Below are 17,133 nucleotides of genomic sequence, written 5' to 3' on the forward strand. Positions count from 1 at the left end.
TTTCTCCAGCGTTGGGGCGAATGGGTTCACTATTTTAAATTTGCGCAAATGTTTGCGGGTTGCGGCCTTGGTTTGGCGGCGTTGCTTGTGTTCGCCGCGCCGAACGCGGCGGGGCCAACGTCGAAGCCGTCCCGTCTACGAGGAAACAGGCAGCAAAGCGGGCGGCGCCTCCGGCCAGCGCAATCGCTCGACCGTCACCTGCCGGTTCGGGGCCTCCTGCACGAATGCATCGATCGTTTCGCGAATGTCCGTATCGATGAAATCGGCTCGCTCCGCGTCGATCAGCACCGTCGCACGCTCGGGAATTTGGGCGAGGCAACGCGCGAGCATCGGCTTGGCGAAAAACGTCGCATCCTTTCGCACCGAGAGGAGAAAGTAATCGTCGTGCCGCGTAAGGACGAACGTGCGCGCGAAGCTGGCCTGCATCGCAAACAGCGCACTCGTGGCGATACCGATCCCGATACCGATCAACAGATCCGTCGCCAGCACGCCGATGATGGTCGCGGCAAACGGCACCAGGCGGCCCGCGCCCTCGCGCGCCATATCGACGAAGAGCCGGGGTTTCGCAAGCTTATAGCCCGTCTGAATCAAGATCGCCGCCAGGCTGGCCAGCGGAATGAGGTTAAGGACGGCCGTGAGCGCGAACACGCTCGCGAGCAGCAGCACACCGTGAATCACGGCGGACAGGCGCGTCTGCGCCCCGGCATGCACGTTCGCCGAACTGCGCACGATGACGGCCGTCAACGGCAACCCGCCGAACAACGCGGCCACGATGTTGCCCGCGCCCTGTGCCTTCAACTCGCGATCCGGCGACACGCGACGGCGCTTCGGATCGATCCGTTCGAGGGCTTCGAGGCTCAGCAGCGTTTCGAGGCTCGCGACGACGGCCAGCGTCATGGCCACGCGCCAGACATCGGGGCTCGCCAACTGCGTGAGGTCGGGCATCGAAATCGCGCTGAGCAGCGCCGCGGGCGAATCGAGCGCGGCGAGCACGACCCGATGTTCGACCGGCGTGGCGAGCGACGGGGCGAATCGATCGAGCAGCACCGTCACGCCGATGCCGAGGGCCACCACGGCCAAGGGGCCCGGCACGGCTCGCACGAATCCAAAGCGCTTCGCGCGCGGCGTTTCCCATGCGAACAACATCGCAACCGATACCGCACAAAGTACGAGCGAAACCGGCAACAGTCGGCCGAACGGCGTCGCTATCGCTGCCCCGTGCACGATGCGCGAATCGGCGCCGGCAAGGAGCCCCGCGCCGAGCGGTATCTGCTTGAGGATTAACAAGAGGCCAATCGACGCCAACATGCCTTTGATCACGGCGGCGGGCACATAGCTTGCCACGCGTCCCGCGCGCAGCAGACCGAAGCCGACCTGCAGCGCTCCGGCAATCAGCACCGCGGCCAGAAACGCGGAGAAACTGCCGAGCGACGCGATCGCCGTGACGACAATGACGACGAGCCCGGCGGCCGGGCCGCTGACGCTCAAATGCGAGCCGCTCAGCAGGGCGACGACAAGGCCGCCGACGATGCCCGACACCAGGCCCGCGAACGGCGCGACGCCGGACGCGGTAGCGATGCCGAGGCACAGCGGCAGTGCCACGAGGAAGACGACAATGCCCGCGAAAACATCGCTGCGCAAAGTCGAGAACGACGGGGATAAGCTCGAATCGGAAGATAGGGACATGATCGTGCGGAGACGAATGGAGCCGCGCCGCAAAGCGGCGGCGGCCTATGAGTCGGAAAGGCTAGTGAGCCGAGCGGCTGGATGCTGGCATCAACCTTCAGCGATCGCCGCGGCCGGTACACAGGAATGCGGCGCTTCTTCGGCATCGGTGAGCGGGGTCAGCAACCCTTCGCGCAAGCCGAATACCCAACCGTGTACCGTTGGCGGCCGCGGTGCGCTGCGCACGATCGGCGATTCGCGCAGCAGCTTCACCTGCTCGATGACGTTCAGTTCGACCAGACGATCGACCCGCGCCTCGAAATCCGCGATGGCGCTTAGCGCCTCCTGATGACGATGCGCAAGCTGACGCAAGCCGGCGATGCGGCGATTCACAACGGGCAGCGCGTCGGAAGGCTGGGATAGCGCGGCGCGCACGCCGCCGCAATGATGGTGGCCGCAAATCACGATGTGCTCGACGCCCAGCGCATGGACGGCGTATTCGACAACGCTTGAGGTATTGCCGTCGTCGGACGTGTAGAGATTGGCAATGTTGCGATGGACGAACAGCTCGCCGGGCTGAGCATTGGTGATGCGCTCGGCCGGCACGCGGCTATCGGAGCAACCGATCCAAAGCACGCGGGGCTGTTGGCCCTGTGCGAGTCGTTCGAAAAAGCCGGGATCCCGGGCCCTCGCCTCTTGTGACCATGCGCGATTGGCGAGCAGCAGCCGCTTCGCGTAATTCATCGATGTCCTCCTGCTGTAGATCCGTACGGGCGCGGACTGCATTCTTTCGAATACTTTCCGCGTCTGTTACGAAAAGCTTACAGTCTGAGGATTCCGAAAAAAATTAAAAATTAATCAGACAAGAGGCCGGAAGGCTGCTCGCTCGCGCCCCTAATCCGGGGATGGCGATTGAGATCGGCCCTCGGCCCTGCGTGCCCGCCCGCGCGGTTTTCGGATGGCACCGGCTACTGAAACGCCACCTCGGCGAAGCTGCGCAGCTTCCGGCTATGCAACCGGTCGAGCCCGTTCATCCGCAGCAGCTCCATCGCCTTCACGCCGATCTGCAAATGCTGGTCAACCTGCGCCCGATAGAACTGATCGGCCATCCCCGGCAGCTTCAGCTCGCCATGCAGCGGCTTGTCCGACACGCACAACAGCGTCCCATACGGCACGCGGAACCGAAAACCGTTCGCGGCAATCGTCGCGCTTTCCATGTCGAGCGCAATCGCGCGGCTCTGCGAAAGGCGCTGAACCGGTTCCCGATGATCGCGCAGCTCCCAGTTGCGGTTATCGACGCTGGCCACCGTTCCCGTGCGCATGACGCGCTTGAGCTCGGCCCCTTCGAGCTTCGTCACATGCGCGACGGCACGCTCGAGCGCCACCTGCACTTCGGCGAGCGCCGGAATCGGCACCCACAGCGGCAGGTCGGCATCCAGCACGTGATCTTCTCGAACATAGCCGTGGGCCAGCACGTAATCGCCGAGCCGCTGCGTATTGCGTAGCCCGGCACAGTGGCCGAGCATCACCCACGCATGCGGACGCAGCACCGCGATGTGATCGGTAATCGTTTTCGCATTGGAGGGGCCCACACCGATGTTGATCATCGTAATGCCGCTGCCGTCCGCCCGCTTCAAGTGATAAGCCGGCATTTGCGGCAGCCGCGCCGGTGCGGTGCCCTCGTCGGGCTGCTCGCCCAGATTCGCGTTGTAGGTAATCACGTCGCCAGGCTCGACGAAAGATGTGTACTCGCTGCGATACGCACGCAGCTCTTCGTCGTCGGTATGGGCCATCAATTCACGCCCGAGCTTCGTGAACTCGTCGATATAAAACTGGTAGTTCGTGTAGAGGACGTAATTCTGGAAATGCGTAGGCGATGTCGCGGTGTAGTGCTTCAACCGATGCAGCGAAAAATCGACCCGCGGCGCCGTGAACAAGGCCAACGGCAACGGCTCGCCGGGCAACGGTTCGTAGGTGCCGTTGACGATGCGATCGTCGAGCGCGGCCAGATCCGGTGTATCGAATACATCGCGCATCGCCATCAGGCGCTCGCGCCCGAGATCGCCTTCGAGATGGATGCCCTCCGCGAATGCGAAGTGAATCGGGATCGGCTGCTGCGACACCCCGACTTCGATAGCAATATGATGGTTCTTCGCCAGCAAGCGCAGTTGTTCGCGATAGTAGTGGCCGAACAAATCGGGACGCGTCACCGTCGTCTCGAATACGCCCGGGCCGGCAACAAACCCGTACGAACGGCGCGAGTCCACATGCGTGTTGACTTCCGTGCGCAAGCGCACGAACGGATAGCATGCCCGCACGCGCTCGTGAAACGGTTCGTTGCGCCGGTAACGGGTGAACGCGTCGCGCAGAAAAGCCGCATTCGCTTCGTAGATTTCCGATAGGCGCGTCACGGCATCGGCGGCGTCGGTGAACGCCTCGGTCGGGAAGTCGGTCGGATGCATTGCGCGCGCGTGTCGTGCGTGTTGTGTCAGATCGTTTTTCATCGTTCGCTTCGCCTCGTTCGTTGCAACGACATTACCACGAAGCACCCGCATTCCGCCCCCGTGCCGCGCGGCTCGGCGGAGGCCCGCGCGCTGCTCGATCGCTGGGCAGCACGCGCTCCGAGGGGCGCATTTGCTAGAATTCAGGGATCTTCCGGAGACCCATCATGAAGCCGTACTTTTCCGCCGCCCTTTGTGCTGCGTTAGCCGCCGCGAGTCTCGCGGCCGCACCGCGCCTCGCGCTCGCGGCGCCAGCCGACGACGCGCAGGCACGCGAAGCGCAGCGCGCCGCCAATGAGGCGGCCGGCCTGCCCGATCTCACCAAGATCAATCGTCCCGCGGCGCAGGTTTCGTCGAAAGTCGATATCAACGACGTACCGCGCAAGCCGAGCTTCCACGAGAAAAGCCGCAACGGCACCGAGATCACCGAATACCGCGATCGCGGCAAACCCGTGGAAATCGATGTCCATTCGAACTTCGGTACGCACTACCAGATGAGTGCGTCCCCGGACACTTCACCCCAGGTCCATAGCAGCGCGCAACCCAGCACGCGCCTGCCGTCGATCGGTCTGCATTACTAATCGCCTCTCGGCCAAGCCGCGCGCGACTCGCTCCATGGTCGCACGCGCGGCGGCTATGGGCGGCCAGGCCGCCGTTGCCGCCCGCCGCCCCCCGTTCAATCGCACTCGAAGCCTCTCGCATGGCCGTCTTTACCGTCGTCAATGAAACCGATCTCGCGCACTGGATGCGCCACTACGATCTCGGCGATGTCGTCGATTTCCGCGGTATTCCCTCCGGCATCGAAAACAGCAACTTCTTTTTGACGACGACGCGCGGCGCGTACGTGCTGACGATCTTCGAGAAGCTGACGGCCGAGCAGTTGCCGTTCTATCTCGAACTGATGCGCCACCTCGCTCATCATGGCGTGCCCGTGCCCGATCCCATGCCGCGCAACGACGGCGCGCTGTTCGGCATGCTGCACGGCAAGCCCGCGGCGATCGTCACCAAGCTGCCGGGACAAGCCGAATTGGCACCCGGGGCGGAGCATTGCGCGGAAGTCGGCCAGATGCTGGCACGCCTGCATTTGGCCGGGCGCGATTTCAAACGGTATTTGCCGAACTTGCGCAGCCTGCCGTGGTGGCAAGAGACCGTCCCGCAGATCCTGCCGTTCCTGATGGACGCCCAGCGCGAGCTCCTGACGTCCGAGTTGGCGCACCAGGCTGCCTTTTTCGCTTCGGACGATTATGCGGCGCTGCCGGGCGGCGCCTGCCACTGCGATCTGTTTCGGGACAACGTCCTGTTCGCGCCGGCCACGCCGGGGACGAACCATACAGTCCGCCTGGGCGGCTTCTTCGATTTCTATTTCGCCGGCTGCGACAAGTGGCTGTTCGATGTGGCGGTGACGGTCAACGATTGGTGCGTCGATCTCGCAACCGGCGCGCTCGATCCGGCTCGCGCGAACGCGTTGCTGCGCGCCTACCAGACCGTGCGGCCATTCACGGCGGAAGAACAGCGCCATTGGGCCGATATGCTGCGGGCGGGCGCCTACCGGTTCTGGGTGTCGCGCCTGTACGACTTCTACCTGCCCCGCGCGGCCGAAATGCTCAAGCCGCACGATCCCACCCATTTCGAACGCATCTTGCGCGACCGGCTTGCCGGCGTCGCACCGATGACTGCGTCAAGTCCATGCAACTAACTGAAGTTTCCGCAAAGACCGGCTACGTCTGGTTCCGGCAAGGCATCTGGCTGTTTCGTCGAAATCCGCTCGGGTTTCTGACGATCTTCTTCACGTATCTGCTGGCGATGATGGCGATATCGAGGGTTCCGCTGGCCGGGCCGGTGCTGTCGCTCCTGCTGATTCCAGGCATTGCCGTCGGCTTCATGACGGCCTGCCGGGATACGATCGCCGGGAAAATCGTATTCCCAACCGTGCTTCTGGATGGATTCCGGTCCTACGGGACGGCCGGCGCGGTGCGCCTGCTCGAACTCGGCGGCATTTATGTGGTGGCCATCGCACTGGTTGTTGGCGGCTCCGCGCTGGTGGACGGCGGCGTGCTGTTCAAGCTCATTATGGGCACGGAGCCCGTCTCTTCCGAGACGCTGGTCGCGAGCTCGCTCGCGATGGCGGAGCTCTTTGCGATCGGCTGCTATTTACCGGTGGCGATGTTGTTCTGGTTTGCGCCCGTGCTGGCCGTGTGGCACGACGTGCCGCCCGTCAAAGCGATGTTCTTCAGCTTCGTCACGTGCTGGCGCAATCGCGGGGCCTTCATCGTGTTCGGCGCCCTATGGCTCGCCACCGCGATCCTCGTACTGTTCGGGATTCTGGTGCTGATGCTTGCCGTCGGCGCACACGACTATGCGTTCGCCGTGCTGTATCCGGTGTCAGTCACGTTGTCGACGGTACTCTACTGCTCGTTCTACGCCACGTATCGCGGCTGCTACGGCGTTCAGGAACCGAACACCGGGAACGGCGCCCCCGGAACGCCCGGCCTTTGATCCACGCCGGCGGGCACGCTGGGAACTGCGGGACTCAGCGCGCGGCTTGCCAAGCCGGATGCGCAACCGCCGCTTCGCGGTCGAGCTTGCGCATACGGAATTCGAGATCGTACAGATCGGCCGCTTCCGCGAGGTACGCGTCATTGTTCGCCTTTTGGCGTTCTTCGGCCGTTTGCGTCAGGAAAAGGAACAGGCGGGTAAGCAGGAACATGATGGGCCTCGTGCGGTAGTAGGTGTTAACACCTAAGCGACAACCCGAATTATAGGGAAAACCCTAGGGATGCGCCAGGGGTTTTTGCACGGGTTCCTGCTGTGTGGTTTTTCCGCATCACAGCAAAACGCGACACACGCCTGCCACGGACGTCCTTACCGGCTGGCCGCGCGGCGGGCGGCTGTCGACAGTCGACGGCGTTGATCGCGGAAGAACGCCCAGATCAATGCACTTGCGTCCGGTCCCTTGTGCGAATGAAAAGGCACGGCCTCGTCGCCGCCGGCCCATGCGTGCCCCAGATCGGTCACGAGGCAAATCCGCAGTACATGGCGATTGCTCATCGCATAGTCGTTCATCTGTGCGCCGCCCTGTCGCGTTTCGTGCAACGTACCGCCCATCCATGCACCGGCGCGGTCGACGAAGCCGTTCAGGCGCAGGAAAGCCAAGCCCAGCTGCTCCGCATTCTTAGGGGCGACAACCCGATCGCTATCACCGTGAACAATAATGGCCGGCATGCCCGGGTAGCTCGCGACATCGATGAGCCCATCGACGAGCGCGATCGGATCGCGCCGAACGCCGCGCCGCATCACGTCCATTGCCGTCATGCCGGAATGCGCTTCGCCCAATGCCGGTGCCGAATGCAGCGCGACAGCCGCGAATCGGTCCGGATAATTGAGCGCCAGTAGCGAGGCAAGGCCGGCGCCCGCGGACAACCCGGCGATATAGACGCGCTCGGGGTCCACCCCATGGTGTTCGATCAGCGAATCGACGAGCGATACGACGGCCCGCGCCTCGCCCAGCCCCGCGGTATCGCGATCGTCATACCAGTGCCAACATCGGTGCGCATGCGCGTGCTTCGACTGCTCGGGGTAGACGACGGCGAAGCCGTGTTCGTCCGCGACCCGGTTCATGCGCGTGCCCATCGCAAATTCGTCGATCGTCTGCTTGCAGCCGTGCAGCATGACGACGAGCGGCATAAGGCTTTTGGCCCTTCTTGGCGGAACATACAAGCCATACGACAAATGATTGACGAGCCGGCCCGGCAGCGGCGGCGCAGAGTGGTACGAGCGCGTCCATTGGCCCTTCGTCCAGGCGCCGGCGCGCGGACGCACGCGCGACTCGCGGGCTTGGGACGCGCCAGACACGCCAGATGCACTCGACGCACTCGACGCACTCGACGCACTCGACGCGCCAGCGGTGCGCCGGGCGGAGTCCGCGCGCTTTCGCCGCTTTGGCTTCGCCGATTTCCGCAGCAACTCGGCCTGCGCTGCGGGAACGCCGGACAACATCCGTTTAAAACCTTGCAACCAAAGTTTCGTCAGGCTTTTGGTCATTGGACGTGGCTCGCTAAAAAGGGACAGTTAGACAACGCGGCGCAGTTTTATGACGCAATGCACAATATACCCTCTTCATGTGTTGCCGCCCGGAACGCACTCTCATCCATTGAGACATCGGCCGCGTGCGCCGTCGCACGCGCGCGCGCCACCAAGGCCGCCCGGGCTCGTTATACTGTCCGTTCCCGTAATGCTCATCGCCGTTTCGCCCGGCCCTCGCGATCAAGCCCAACCGGCGTTCCGCGGCCGCGCTGCCCGGCCTGTGCCCGATATGTACGATCTGCCCCTTCATCTCTGGTTTTCGATCACGCGCCTCGGCGGCGCGGGGCTGACCTTGCCGCTCGCCATCGCGATCGCGCTCTGGCTCGCGCTCGGGTATTCGGGGCGCCTCGCGCTCGGCTGGCTGGCCATCGTCGGTGCGGCGGCCGGCGTCGTCACGCTCACGAAAATCGCCTTCCTGGGCTGGGGCGTCGGCATTCGGGAATGGGATTTCACCGGGGTCAGCGGGCACGCCATGTTGTCCACGGCCGTCTATCCGGTTGCCTTTTTCCTGACGCTGCTGCCCGCTCGCGCGAGCATCCGGCTGGCCGGTTTCGCCTGCGGGCTCGCCGCGGGCCTGGCCGTCGGGCTTTCGCGTGTCGTGCTCAGCGCGCACTCGCCGTCCGAGGCCGTGGCCGGTTGTATCGTCGGCGCGCTCGCGGCCATGCTGTTCGTCCGCTGCGCCTGGAACGCCAAGCCCAGCCGGCTGTCGGCTGTGCCGGTCGCGGTCAGCCTGCTGATGCTCACCGCGGCATTGCATGACGTGCGGGTACCCACGCAATATTGGATCACCCACATCGCCCTGCATTTATCCGGCCGCGACCGGCCGTATATCCGCGCGCGCTGGAAAGCGGGGCACCAGGCCCCGCGCCCGGTGCCGGCGCCGCCGATGGGCCGCAGCGCGGCGCTCGACAGCCCTTTTGCCTGACCCGTTCCCCGCCCTGACCGGCTCGAGCGTCGGTATTTCCGGTTCGTTGCACTCAGCCGCCGCGCTATAGGCACGGCCATATGTCCGCCATCGACCGATGCGTTATTACCTTCGGTATATTACGATGTCGGTTTTGGTTTCGTCTTTGTCCCCATGAACGCTCGCCTGACTGCTGCCCGCCGCCGGTTTCGCGCCCTTGCGCTTTGCACCGGCGCCGCCGCTGCCTTTTTCGTTCAGAGCGCCGCTCACGCCGATGAACTCGTCGTGTCGGCCGCCGCCAGTCTCACCAATGCCTTCCGGGACATGGCCACTGCGTTCGAGAAAACGCATCCCGACACGAAGGTCGTCCTCAATTTCGGCGCCTCCGATGTGCTGCTGCAACAGATCGTCAACGGCGCGCCGGCCGACGTCTTCGCGTCCGCCGATGAAACCGCGATGGACAAGGCGGTGGAAGCGAAAGCCGTCGTCCCCTCCAGCCGGCACGATTTCGCGACGAACTCGCTCGTCATGATCGTGCCGTCCGATAGCCATTTGAAGGTGGCGTCGGTGGGCGAAACGATCGCCTTGCCGCAGGTCAAGCGCGTCGCGCTCGGCGATCCGGCATCGGTGCCCGTCGGGCGCTATGCGAAGGCGGCGCTTCAGCACGAAGGCAGTTGGGATGCCGTCAGCGCCAAAGCGGTGCTGGCCAGTAACGTGCGGCAGGCGCTCGATTATGTGGCGCGCGGCGAAGCGGAGGCCGGCTTCGTATACAGCACCGACGCGGCCTTAATGCCGCAAAAGGTTAAAGTCGCGGCGACCGTGCCGACCGCTCAGCCCGTGGCCTATCCGGTCGCGCTCGTGAAGGGCAGCGCTCATGCGGCCGAAGCCGGAGATTTCGCTGGCTTGCTGCTCTCGCCGCAAGGCCAGGCGATCCTCGCCAAATACGGCTTCAAGCCGCCGGCAGGCCGTTGACATTCGAGATTGGGATAGTCCCACCCGCCATGCAAGATGCCTGGATCCCGCTTACGCTATCGCTGAAGGTTGCCGGATGGGCGACGGCGCTCGACGCCCTCCTCGGCGTAGCCGCAGGGCTCGCGCTCGCGCGCTGGCGCTCCGGCATGCGCGACATCGTCGATGCGCTGCTGACGCTGCCGCTCGTCATGCCGCCGACCGTCCTCGGCTACTACCTGCTCGTGCTGCTCGGCCGCCGCGGGCCCATCGGCGCTTGGCTCGATACGTTCGGCGTGCGCCTCGTTTTCACCTGGGAAGGAGCGGTCATCGCGTCGATGATCGCAGCGTTTCCGCTCGTGCTCAAAGCGGCGCGATCGGCATTCGAGGCCGTCGATCCTCAATTCGAGCACGCAGCCAGAACGCTCGGCATCGGCGAAGCCGCCTTGTTCTTTCGGGTGACGTTGCCGCTTGCGGCGCGCGGCATTCTGGGCGGTGCGCTGCTCGCCTTTGCGCGCGCGCTCGGCGAATTCGGCGCCACGCTGATGATCGCTGGCAACCTGCCGGGACGTACGCAAACGCTGTCGGTGGCCGTGTACTCCGCCGTTCAAGCCGGCGATGACAGGACGGCCAACCTGCTCGTCCTCGTCACATCCATCGTATGCGTGATCGTGCTGCTCGTGGCGGGACGGCTCGTCCCGCAGCAGAGCCTGTTGACGTCCCGCTAGCTCAGGACATCCGCCATGACGTTGACCGTCGACATCCGCAAGACACTGATCGCGCGTGAACGTCGCTTCGAACTTTCCGTCTCGTTCACGGGAAGCTGTCAGCGCATCGTGCTGTTCGGCCCGTCCGGTGCCGGCAAGACATTGACGCTCAAAGCCGTGGCGGGGCTGCTCAAGCCCGATGCGGGGGCCATTACGCTCGGCGGCGAGCCCCTGTTCGATGCCGGGCGTAGCATCGACATCCCCACGCGCGAGCGGGGGGCCGCCTACTTGTTCCAGGACTATGCGTTGTTTCCGCATTTGAACGTGCGGCAAAACGTGGGCTTCGCGCTCCGGCGCGGCTGGCTCAACCCGCGTTCGCGAGAAAGCTCGCAGGCAGTCGAATATTGGCTGGACGCGTTCGATCTGATGGCCGTCGCCGGCAGTTATCCGGCACAGCTATCGGGTGGACAAAAGCAACGTGTAGCACTGGCACGCGCACTGGTCGCCAAACCGCGCCTTCTCCTGCTCGACGAACCGTTCGCCGCGCTCGACGCCAGCATGCGCGAACGCATGCGCCGCGAACTGTCCGAGTTGCAAACGCGGCTTGATATTCCGATGGTCCTGATCACGCACGACGAAGCGGATGTGGCCGTCTTCGGCGATCAGGTGGTTCAGCTCGCGGAGGGCGGCGTGCGGGAAGTCGCGCACTACGATGGCTTCATCGCCCGCAACGCATCGCGCTGATGGCAGCGCGCTCTTTGATTGCGCTCAACGGCTGCATCGGGCCAACCGTAGGTGGGTTAATCGGGCGTGCCGAGGATCACGCTCGAGGCTTTGAAAATAGCAATCGCCGGTTTGCCCTCGGCAAGCGAGAGCGTCTCGGCGCTTTCGTTCGTCACGACCGCTGCGATCACGGCCGAATTCGTATCGGGCGGCCCGTCCGGGGGGCTGGCGAGCGCGAGGGACACTTCCGTGTTGATGGCACCACGCGTCACCCGCGTGACCACGCCGCGCAGCTGATTGCGGGCAGACAGGCGCAGCGGCCGCCCCGCACCGTCGTCCTCGGCGTCATCCACCATCAGCATGACCCACGATGCCTTCACGAGCGCGAATGCCGGTGCACCGACAGCCAGGCCGAGCGTTTCCGTGCTCTCATGGGTCACGATCGCGACGATGGTCTGCCCGCCCGGCAGTGCCAACGAGATTTCATCGTTGACGCTGCCGCGCTTCACCGCCGACACCGTCCCAAACAGTTGATTGCGCGCGCTCGTTTTCATACCGATCCTTCCGATCAATGCCCAATCGCCGGCGAAATTCTCGATCGCCGCACTCGCCCGTTCGATGAATCTGCGGTGTTCGCGCTCCACGGCACCGAAGGTTTCAATGAGGCGGTGAGCGCGCGGGGTCAGCGTCGTGCCGCCCCCGCCTTTGCCGCCTACCGCACGCGCAACCAGCGGCTCGCCCGCAAGGTTGTTCATGGCGTCGACCGCCTCCCACGCCGCCTTGTAGCTGAGGCCGACCGCCTTGGCGGCGGAGGTGATCGAGCCCGTGTCGCGGATCGCGGCGAGCAGCGCGATGCGTGCGGCCCCGCCCAGCGTTTGCTGGCCCGCGCGCAGCCAAACCGAGCCGCCCAGTTCGAGCGGCGTGGCCGAACCGTCGCCGATAGCGAAGTCAGGCGATGACGGGGGGAGGTCGCTCATGGGAGGCCAGTCGCACAGCTGATCGAAGCGGAAACGGAAACGGCATTATAGGCGCCGCCCTTGCGGCTTCGCGCATCGCTATGTCGCTAGTGCCCTGTCCCGTAAGTTCTTTGATAAATGAAATTGTCCATTTGACTGTCAGGCAAGAAGCGAGGAGGCGCCATAGCCGTAGCTATGGCAACGACGAGCGACGCCGCCTGGCAGTCAAATGGGCGATTTCATATCAAAGGAACTTGCGGGACAGGGCACTAGATCGCACGAACGATCTTGGGTTTGCCCAGTTCCTGCAAGAGCCGTTCGCCCTCGATGGCGGACCAACGATTCACCGCCTCGCACCAGCCTCGCGCGAAGCCATGCTCGTACGGCGGCACATCGAGCGCTTCGAGAAAATGCAAGGCTGCAATGGCGTCGCTGCCGTCGCCCAGCACACTCTGGATCCGGCCGAGCTGCTTCGCGATCTCGCGCCGCGTCTTGTGCGACGCCAACGATTCGAAGAATTCGAGCGTGTAACGCAGGCGCTTCGCTTCGATGCGTCGACGATGGCGCTCGGCGGGCGTCAGGGCCGTGAGTGCCGGCTTGGCGATCAAGCGCCCGTAATGTTTGCGGACGCGCTTGCGCGCGTAGCCGGCGAGGGTCTTGTGCATCATCGAAGCGGGACCCGTCGAACCCCGCAGTGCCGCGAGCCACTGCAGCCAAGCCAACAAAAGCGCCGCATAGCGACGGGTGCGCAACGCCGCGCGCAGTTGCTCGCGCGCCTCGTCACGATGCACCGTGGCCCGCGTTTTCAGCGGCGCCCATCCCCCTGCACCGATATCGGCCCCGGCGAGCGCCGGGAGCGTGGCATCGACAAACACGTCGAGATCGCGAGCTCGGCCCAACAGAGCGCCGAGCCAATCGAGATCAGGGGCGATCGTGCGCTCCCACGGATCGTCGACCCAGCGAGGAAATGTCTTGAGCAAGGTTTTCAATCGGCGCAGCGCGACGCGCATCTGATGCACAAATTCCGTACCGGCGCCGTAGCGCACGCCCGCTTCGTTGCCCAGCCATTGGCGGGTCACGCTCGCCGCGACGTCGATCAGCGCGCCGTGCGGCGTCTTTGCATGGGATAGGTCGATGCGGCCGGCGCGGACCGGTGCGTCGGTTGCGCCCGTCGCACCTGATTCGCAGATGCGCGCGTAGCCATCCGTGAGCGCCGGAAACACAGGCAAGACATCCGTCAAAGCGGCCGCGGCCGCGAACACCGCGCGCAGCGCCGAACCTTCCGCTTCGGGTGACTCGCCGGCTTCGCTGGCGGATGGCCGTCGGCTATCGGTATTGGCGCGGCGAGCCGCGACGGTTGCCGGTGACTTAACCGTTTCGGTATCGGCCCGTTGTTCGGCTTGTTGTTCGCCTCCGGCCGGAGCGTCTAACGAACCGACATAGGCAACCAACCGCAATTCGCAAAATGCGGCCGGTCCGCGCCCGCGCTCCGGCGACGGAACCGCGGCAGCGGAGCCGGTCTTCGTCTTCGTGCGCTGAATGGGCTGCTGCGGTGCGTCCGCCTCTGAATCCGCGCGCTTGAAAGCAACGCAGGCATCGTGCAGATAGACGTCGACGATGGCCCCGTCTGGTCCATTCCAACGCCAGGCGCCAACCCGTACCGCGAGCGCCGGCGAGGGTGCGAGCTTGTCAGGTTTGCCCAGCGCGTCTCTAAGCACGTGGGGCAGCGTAGCGTTGAGCGCAAGGGGCGCCCCGGGTTCAAGGGACTCGTCGCACACCTTCTCGCAACGCCACACGCCGGGCGTCAGTTCATGGGCGCGCGACGCCATGACGCGGCGCGCACCGTCTTCCGTGGCCGCAACCATGACCCGCCAGTTGCCCCCCGGTTCGATAAATGCACGCATCGTCGAAGCCATAGGCGTGCCGAGTGGCGAGGTCCCGGGCATCCGGCTCAATGCATCGGCGATCGCCGCGCCGATATCGGCGTGTGCCGATACGGATGTGCTTGCCCGCCGACGGGCCGTCCGCTGATGCGCGGCCCGAACGCCCGCGTGCGCTCGCGCGACGCGATGGCCGACCGTGCGGCCCCCGCCCCCGGCTGCGACCGGTCCGGCCATCCATTCGCTCGCGGCAGTGGGCTCGACCACCAATGCGAGTTCGACGGTACCCCACGTCATTGCGGCTCCGAAGCTGATCCGGAGCGTCAATGATATACACGCACGCCCGTCTCGACATGGTGGAAATGTCGGCAAGCGCGCTGACGCGGCGAGCCCTGCAGGGCTTAGCCCGTAACGTACTGCGCCTCGCCGTTACCGAACGACCAGTTCTCGGGTAGCACTTCCACCAGATTGATGAAGACGTCCTCCTTTCTGACGCCGGGGCTATCGGCCAGCAATTCGACGATACGACGGTAGAGGGCCCGCTTTTTCTCCAGCGGACGTGTGTTGCTGACCGTTAACTGAATCATCACGAAACCGTTGCTGCGCTCGATGCCGAGGTAGCCGCGGTTATAGATCAGGTCCTCGGGCGCGTGCTCGCTGAAGACCATGAACTGATCGTCCTTCGGCACGTTGAACGTCTCGACGAGCGCGCGGAGCACGCCGTCGGCCAACGCCTTCTTGTAGTCGGCCGAACGGCCTGCGGGCAGCGAAATACGAGCGAGCGGCATAGCGTTTCTCCTGAGTGTCGATCATTTCGATGTAGGCAGAATACGGCGCGTGATTCATAATGAACAGGAATGAATTGCGATTTCTTCTATTTCAATCCGAAATGAAAGTGCTCGATCTGGACGCCGTGCGGGCGTTCATTCACGTCGCGGACTTGCGCAGCTTCACACGCGCCGCCGATTTGCTCGGAACGACGCAGTCCGCCGTCAGCCTGAAAGTCAAACGGCTCGAAGCACATCTCGGGAAGCCGTTATTTGAACGCACCCCGCGCGTCGTGCGCCTGTCGCCGGCCGGCGGCGCGTTTCTCGAAGCTGCGCGAGAGCTGCTGCAAGCGCACGATCGTGCATTGGGCTCCCTGGGTACCGAACGCAGGCGGCTCAAAGTCGGGCTCAGCGAGCATGTGGCCGGTCCCGATCTCGCCCCGCTCGTCGCAAGCTTGCATCGGCATGATCCACGCCTCGTGATCGAGATGCATTTAGGTTCGTCCGCCGCGCTCGTCGCGCAATACGACGAACGGCGGCTCGATGCCGCTATCGTGCGGCACGAGCCCGATGAAGTGGCGGCACGCACGGCACAGACGGGTGGCGGCGTGCCGGACGGCGAAGCGTTGTTCGTCGAACCACTGGTCTGGCTCGCGGCGTCGGATTGGAGCCCACCGGCCGATGTCCCGCTGCCGCTAGCGGTGCTTTCGGGGCCCTGCGGTGTTCGCGCCGCAGCGGTGCGCGCGCTCGAAAGCGCATCGATCGAATGGGAAGAGACGTTCGTCGGCGGCGGCATGGCCGCGATCGGCGCGGCGCTGTCGGCTGGCCTCGCTGTCTCTGCGCTCGCCCGGCGCGTCGCACCGCCCGGGGTCGTCGATGTCGGCGAGAAGCTGGGGTTGCCGCGCTTGCCCGAATCGCATGTTGTTATGTATTCGCGCGTGCGCGACCCCCGCTCGGCGGATGCGCTGCGGGTGCTGGCGAAGTCGCTCGCGCGGGGATAGCCGTTGAGCGCGTTCGCGAACGTTTAACGCTCGGCAGCAGGCAATCAGCGGATATCGATGCGGTACTGAACGAACTCGCTGCGAGGTGTATAGCTGTCGTAAAGGCCGCGCGCCCGATAGTTGTTTTCTTTCGTCGTCCAGTACACGCGCGACCAGCCCCGCTCGCGCGCCTCGTCGAGCAGCCAGTCGATCAATTGGCGCCCGACACCGCCCGCACGCACGAGCGGATCGACGTACAGATCCTGCAGGTAGCAGACCGGCGCGAGCAGGGAGGTGCTTTCGTGGATAACGTAGTTCGCGATGCCGATGATTTCGCCGTCCCGCTCCGCAACGATCGCATGGACGGGCGAATGCTCGTCCATGATGCGCGCCCAGGCATGGCGAGTGACCGGCTCGGAGGGTTCGCGTTCGTAAAAGCGGGTGTAGCCGTCCCAGAGCTCGCGCCAGCGTGCTTGGTCTCGTACTTCGATTCTGCGTATCGTCGTGGTCATCGGATCAAATTCTCATCGGTGGAGGGGTAGCCAAGTAGACAAGCGCTCTGTCGGGGCGCGCAGGTGAATTTACCGCAAGCGATACGCTAGTGCAGTGGGGGACCCGGTAGTGTTCTTGGAAATTTACACCGGGAATTCCGCCCCCGGCAGCGGGTTGCCCTTGAACAGTTCGGCCCCGTTTTCCGCCGGTTGACCACCCCACGATGAAACCGGCCGCGCCCGCCTATTCGTATGAGGGCCGCCATTGCCAGCTCCTCACGCCGCGCTTGCCGTAATCCATAAATAGACTAAGATAGATGTGTGATTCAAATAGAGATCGCTCATGCCGCCCGCCGCTGTCCATCGCTTGTCCGCCGCCGATAGGCATTTGCGCAAACAGGCGTCCGCCGCCGCTCCGTCCATCGCGGAGATGTCCGCCGCGGGCTTGCGTGCGTTCTTCAATATCGCGCGGGACTGGGGACTCGGGATCGACGAGCAGATCGTCCTTTTGGGCTCGCCCGGGCGCTC

The 17,133-nt window shown here is 64.5% G+C and carries 17 protein-coding genes and 1 pseudogene; 9 read left to right on the plus strand and 9 right to left on the minus strand.

Annotated elements, in window-relative coordinates; genetic code table 11:
- Positions 1–135: 135 nt before the first annotated feature.
- The 3 genes from ACTHL0_RS06470 to ACTHL0_RS06480 form a co-directional block, all read right to left on the minus strand.
- The gene (locus tag ACTHL0_RS06470) at positions 136–1,686 is read right to left on the minus strand and encodes a SulP family inorganic anion transporter (RefSeq protein WP_440565823.1); all 1,551 of its coding nucleotides are present in this window, start codon (positions 1,684–1,686) and stop codon (positions 136–138) included.
- 90 nt (positions 1,687–1,776) lie between these two features.
- On the minus strand, positions 1,777–2,409 hold the full coding sequence (locus tag ACTHL0_RS06475) for a carbonic anhydrase (RefSeq protein ID WP_440565824.1): 633 nt from the start codon (positions 2,407–2,409) through the stop codon (positions 1,777–1,779).
- Positions 2,410–2,633: 224 nt separating this feature from the next.
- Complete coding sequence (locus ACTHL0_RS06480; protein WP_440565825.1) at positions 2,634–4,127, minus strand: AMP nucleosidase; 1,494 nt, start codon at positions 4,125–4,127, stop codon at positions 2,634–2,636.
- A 206-nt stretch (positions 4,128–4,333) separates the two neighbouring features.
- Here ACTHL0_RS06480 and ACTHL0_RS06485 point away from each other — a divergent pair, with 206 nt between their 5' ends.
- The 3 genes from ACTHL0_RS06485 (at position 4,334) to ACTHL0_RS06495 (ending at position 6,662) form a co-directional block, all read left to right on the plus strand.
- Positions 4,334–4,747, plus strand: a complete 414-nt coding sequence (locus ACTHL0_RS06485; protein ID WP_440565826.1) for a hypothetical protein — start codon at positions 4,334–4,336, stop codon at positions 4,745–4,747.
- Between the two features lie 119 nt (positions 4,748–4,866).
- Positions 4,867–5,862 carry a homoserine kinase gene (locus ACTHL0_RS06490; protein WP_440565827.1) on the plus strand — a complete coding sequence of 332 codons (996 nt, stop codon included), beginning with the start codon at positions 4,867–4,869 and terminating at the stop codon, positions 5,860–5,862.
- On the plus strand, positions 5,853–6,662 hold the full coding sequence (locus tag ACTHL0_RS06495) for a BPSS1780 family membrane protein (protein WP_440565828.1): 810 nt from the start codon (positions 5,853–5,855) through the stop codon (positions 6,660–6,662). The genes ACTHL0_RS06490 and ACTHL0_RS06495 overlap by 10 nt, the downstream gene beginning before the upstream one ends.
- A 34-nt stretch (positions 6,663–6,696) precedes the next feature.
- On the opposite strand, the gene ACTHL0_RS06500 is transcribed toward ACTHL0_RS06495, so the two are convergent.
- Both ACTHL0_RS06500 and ACTHL0_RS06505 read right to left on the minus strand, forming a co-directional pair.
- Positions 6,697–6,873 carry a DUF3563 family protein gene (locus ACTHL0_RS06500; protein ID WP_440565829.1) on the minus strand — a complete coding sequence of 59 codons (177 nt, stop codon included), beginning with the start codon at positions 6,871–6,873 and terminating at the stop codon, positions 6,697–6,699.
- A 155-nt stretch (positions 6,874–7,028) separates the two neighbouring features.
- Positions 7,029–8,207: an extracellular catalytic domain type 1 short-chain-length polyhydroxyalkanoate depolymerase gene (locus ACTHL0_RS06505; RefSeq protein WP_440565830.1), complete on the minus strand. Its 1,179-nt coding sequence runs from the start codon at positions 8,205–8,207 to the stop codon at positions 7,029–7,031.
- A gap of 271 nt (positions 8,208–8,478) precedes the next feature.
- Between ACTHL0_RS06505 and ACTHL0_RS06510 the strand changes: the two genes are divergently transcribed.
- From ACTHL0_RS06510 to ACTHL0_RS06525, 4 genes are all read left to right on the plus strand, one after another.
- A complete protein-coding gene (locus tag ACTHL0_RS06510) occupies positions 8,479–9,174 on the plus strand; it encodes a phosphatase PAP2 family protein (protein ID WP_440565840.1) in 696 nt (231 codons plus the stop codon).
- Positions 9,175–9,327: 153 nt separating this feature from the next.
- Positions 9,328–10,125 carry a molybdate ABC transporter substrate-binding protein gene (gene modA / locus ACTHL0_RS06515; protein WP_440565831.1) on the plus strand — a complete coding sequence of 266 codons (798 nt, stop codon included), beginning with the start codon at positions 9,328–9,330 and terminating at the stop codon, positions 10,123–10,125.
- Positions 10,126–10,154: 29 nt separating this feature from the next.
- The gene (gene modB, locus ACTHL0_RS06520; RefSeq protein ID WP_440565832.1) at positions 10,155–10,829 is read left to right on the plus strand and encodes a molybdate ABC transporter permease subunit; all 675 of its coding nucleotides are present in this window, start codon (positions 10,155–10,157) and stop codon (positions 10,827–10,829) included.
- A gap of 15 nt (positions 10,830–10,844) precedes the next feature.
- Positions 10,845–11,552 carry a sulfate/molybdate ABC transporter ATP-binding protein gene (locus tag ACTHL0_RS06525; protein WP_440565833.1) on the plus strand — a complete coding sequence of 236 codons (708 nt, stop codon included), beginning with the start codon at positions 10,845–10,847 and terminating at the stop codon, positions 11,550–11,552.
- Between the two features lie 56 nt (positions 11,553–11,608).
- Here ACTHL0_RS06525 and ACTHL0_RS06530 read toward each other — a convergent pair whose 3' ends face one another.
- From ACTHL0_RS06530 to ACTHL0_RS06540, 3 genes are all read right to left on the minus strand, one after another.
- Positions 11,609–12,508 carry a TOBE domain-containing protein gene (locus ACTHL0_RS06530; RefSeq protein ID WP_440565835.1) on the minus strand — a complete coding sequence of 300 codons (900 nt, stop codon included), beginning with the start codon at positions 12,506–12,508 and terminating at the stop codon, positions 11,609–11,611.
- Between the two features lie 248 nt (positions 12,509–12,756).
- Positions 12,757–14,664, minus strand: a complete 1,908-nt coding sequence (locus tag ACTHL0_RS06535) for a CHAD domain-containing protein (protein ID WP_440565836.1) — start codon at positions 14,662–14,664, stop codon at positions 12,757–12,759.
- Positions 14,665–14,768: 104 nt separating this feature from the next.
- Positions 14,769–15,155: a tautomerase family protein gene (locus ACTHL0_RS06540; protein WP_440565837.1), complete on the minus strand. Its 387-nt coding sequence runs from the start codon at positions 15,153–15,155 to the stop codon at positions 14,769–14,771.
- A 101-nt stretch (positions 15,156–15,256) separates the two neighbouring features.
- On the opposite strand from ACTHL0_RS06540, the gene ACTHL0_RS06545 reads away from it, so the two are divergent.
- Entirely contained in the window at positions 15,257–16,135 is an 879-nt protein-coding gene (locus tag ACTHL0_RS06545; RefSeq protein ID WP_440565838.1) for a LysR family transcriptional regulator, read from the plus strand.
- 44 nt (positions 16,136–16,179) lie between these two features.
- Here the strand turns inward: ACTHL0_RS06545 and ACTHL0_RS06550 are convergent, their stop codons facing one another.
- Positions 16,180–16,626, minus strand: a complete 447-nt coding sequence (locus tag ACTHL0_RS06550; RefSeq protein WP_440565839.1) for an N-acetyltransferase family protein — start codon at positions 16,624–16,626, stop codon at positions 16,180–16,182.
- 322 nt (positions 16,627–16,948) lie between these two features.
- Here ACTHL0_RS06550 and ACTHL0_RS06555 point away from each other — a divergent pair.
- Positions 16,949–17,133, plus strand: a pseudogene (locus tag ACTHL0_RS06555) (hypothetical protein); the annotation flags it as partial.

It is taken from the genome of Trinickia sp., assembly GCF_051961175.1.
GTDB lineage: Bacteria > Pseudomonadota > Gammaproteobacteria > Burkholderiales > Burkholderiaceae > Trinickia.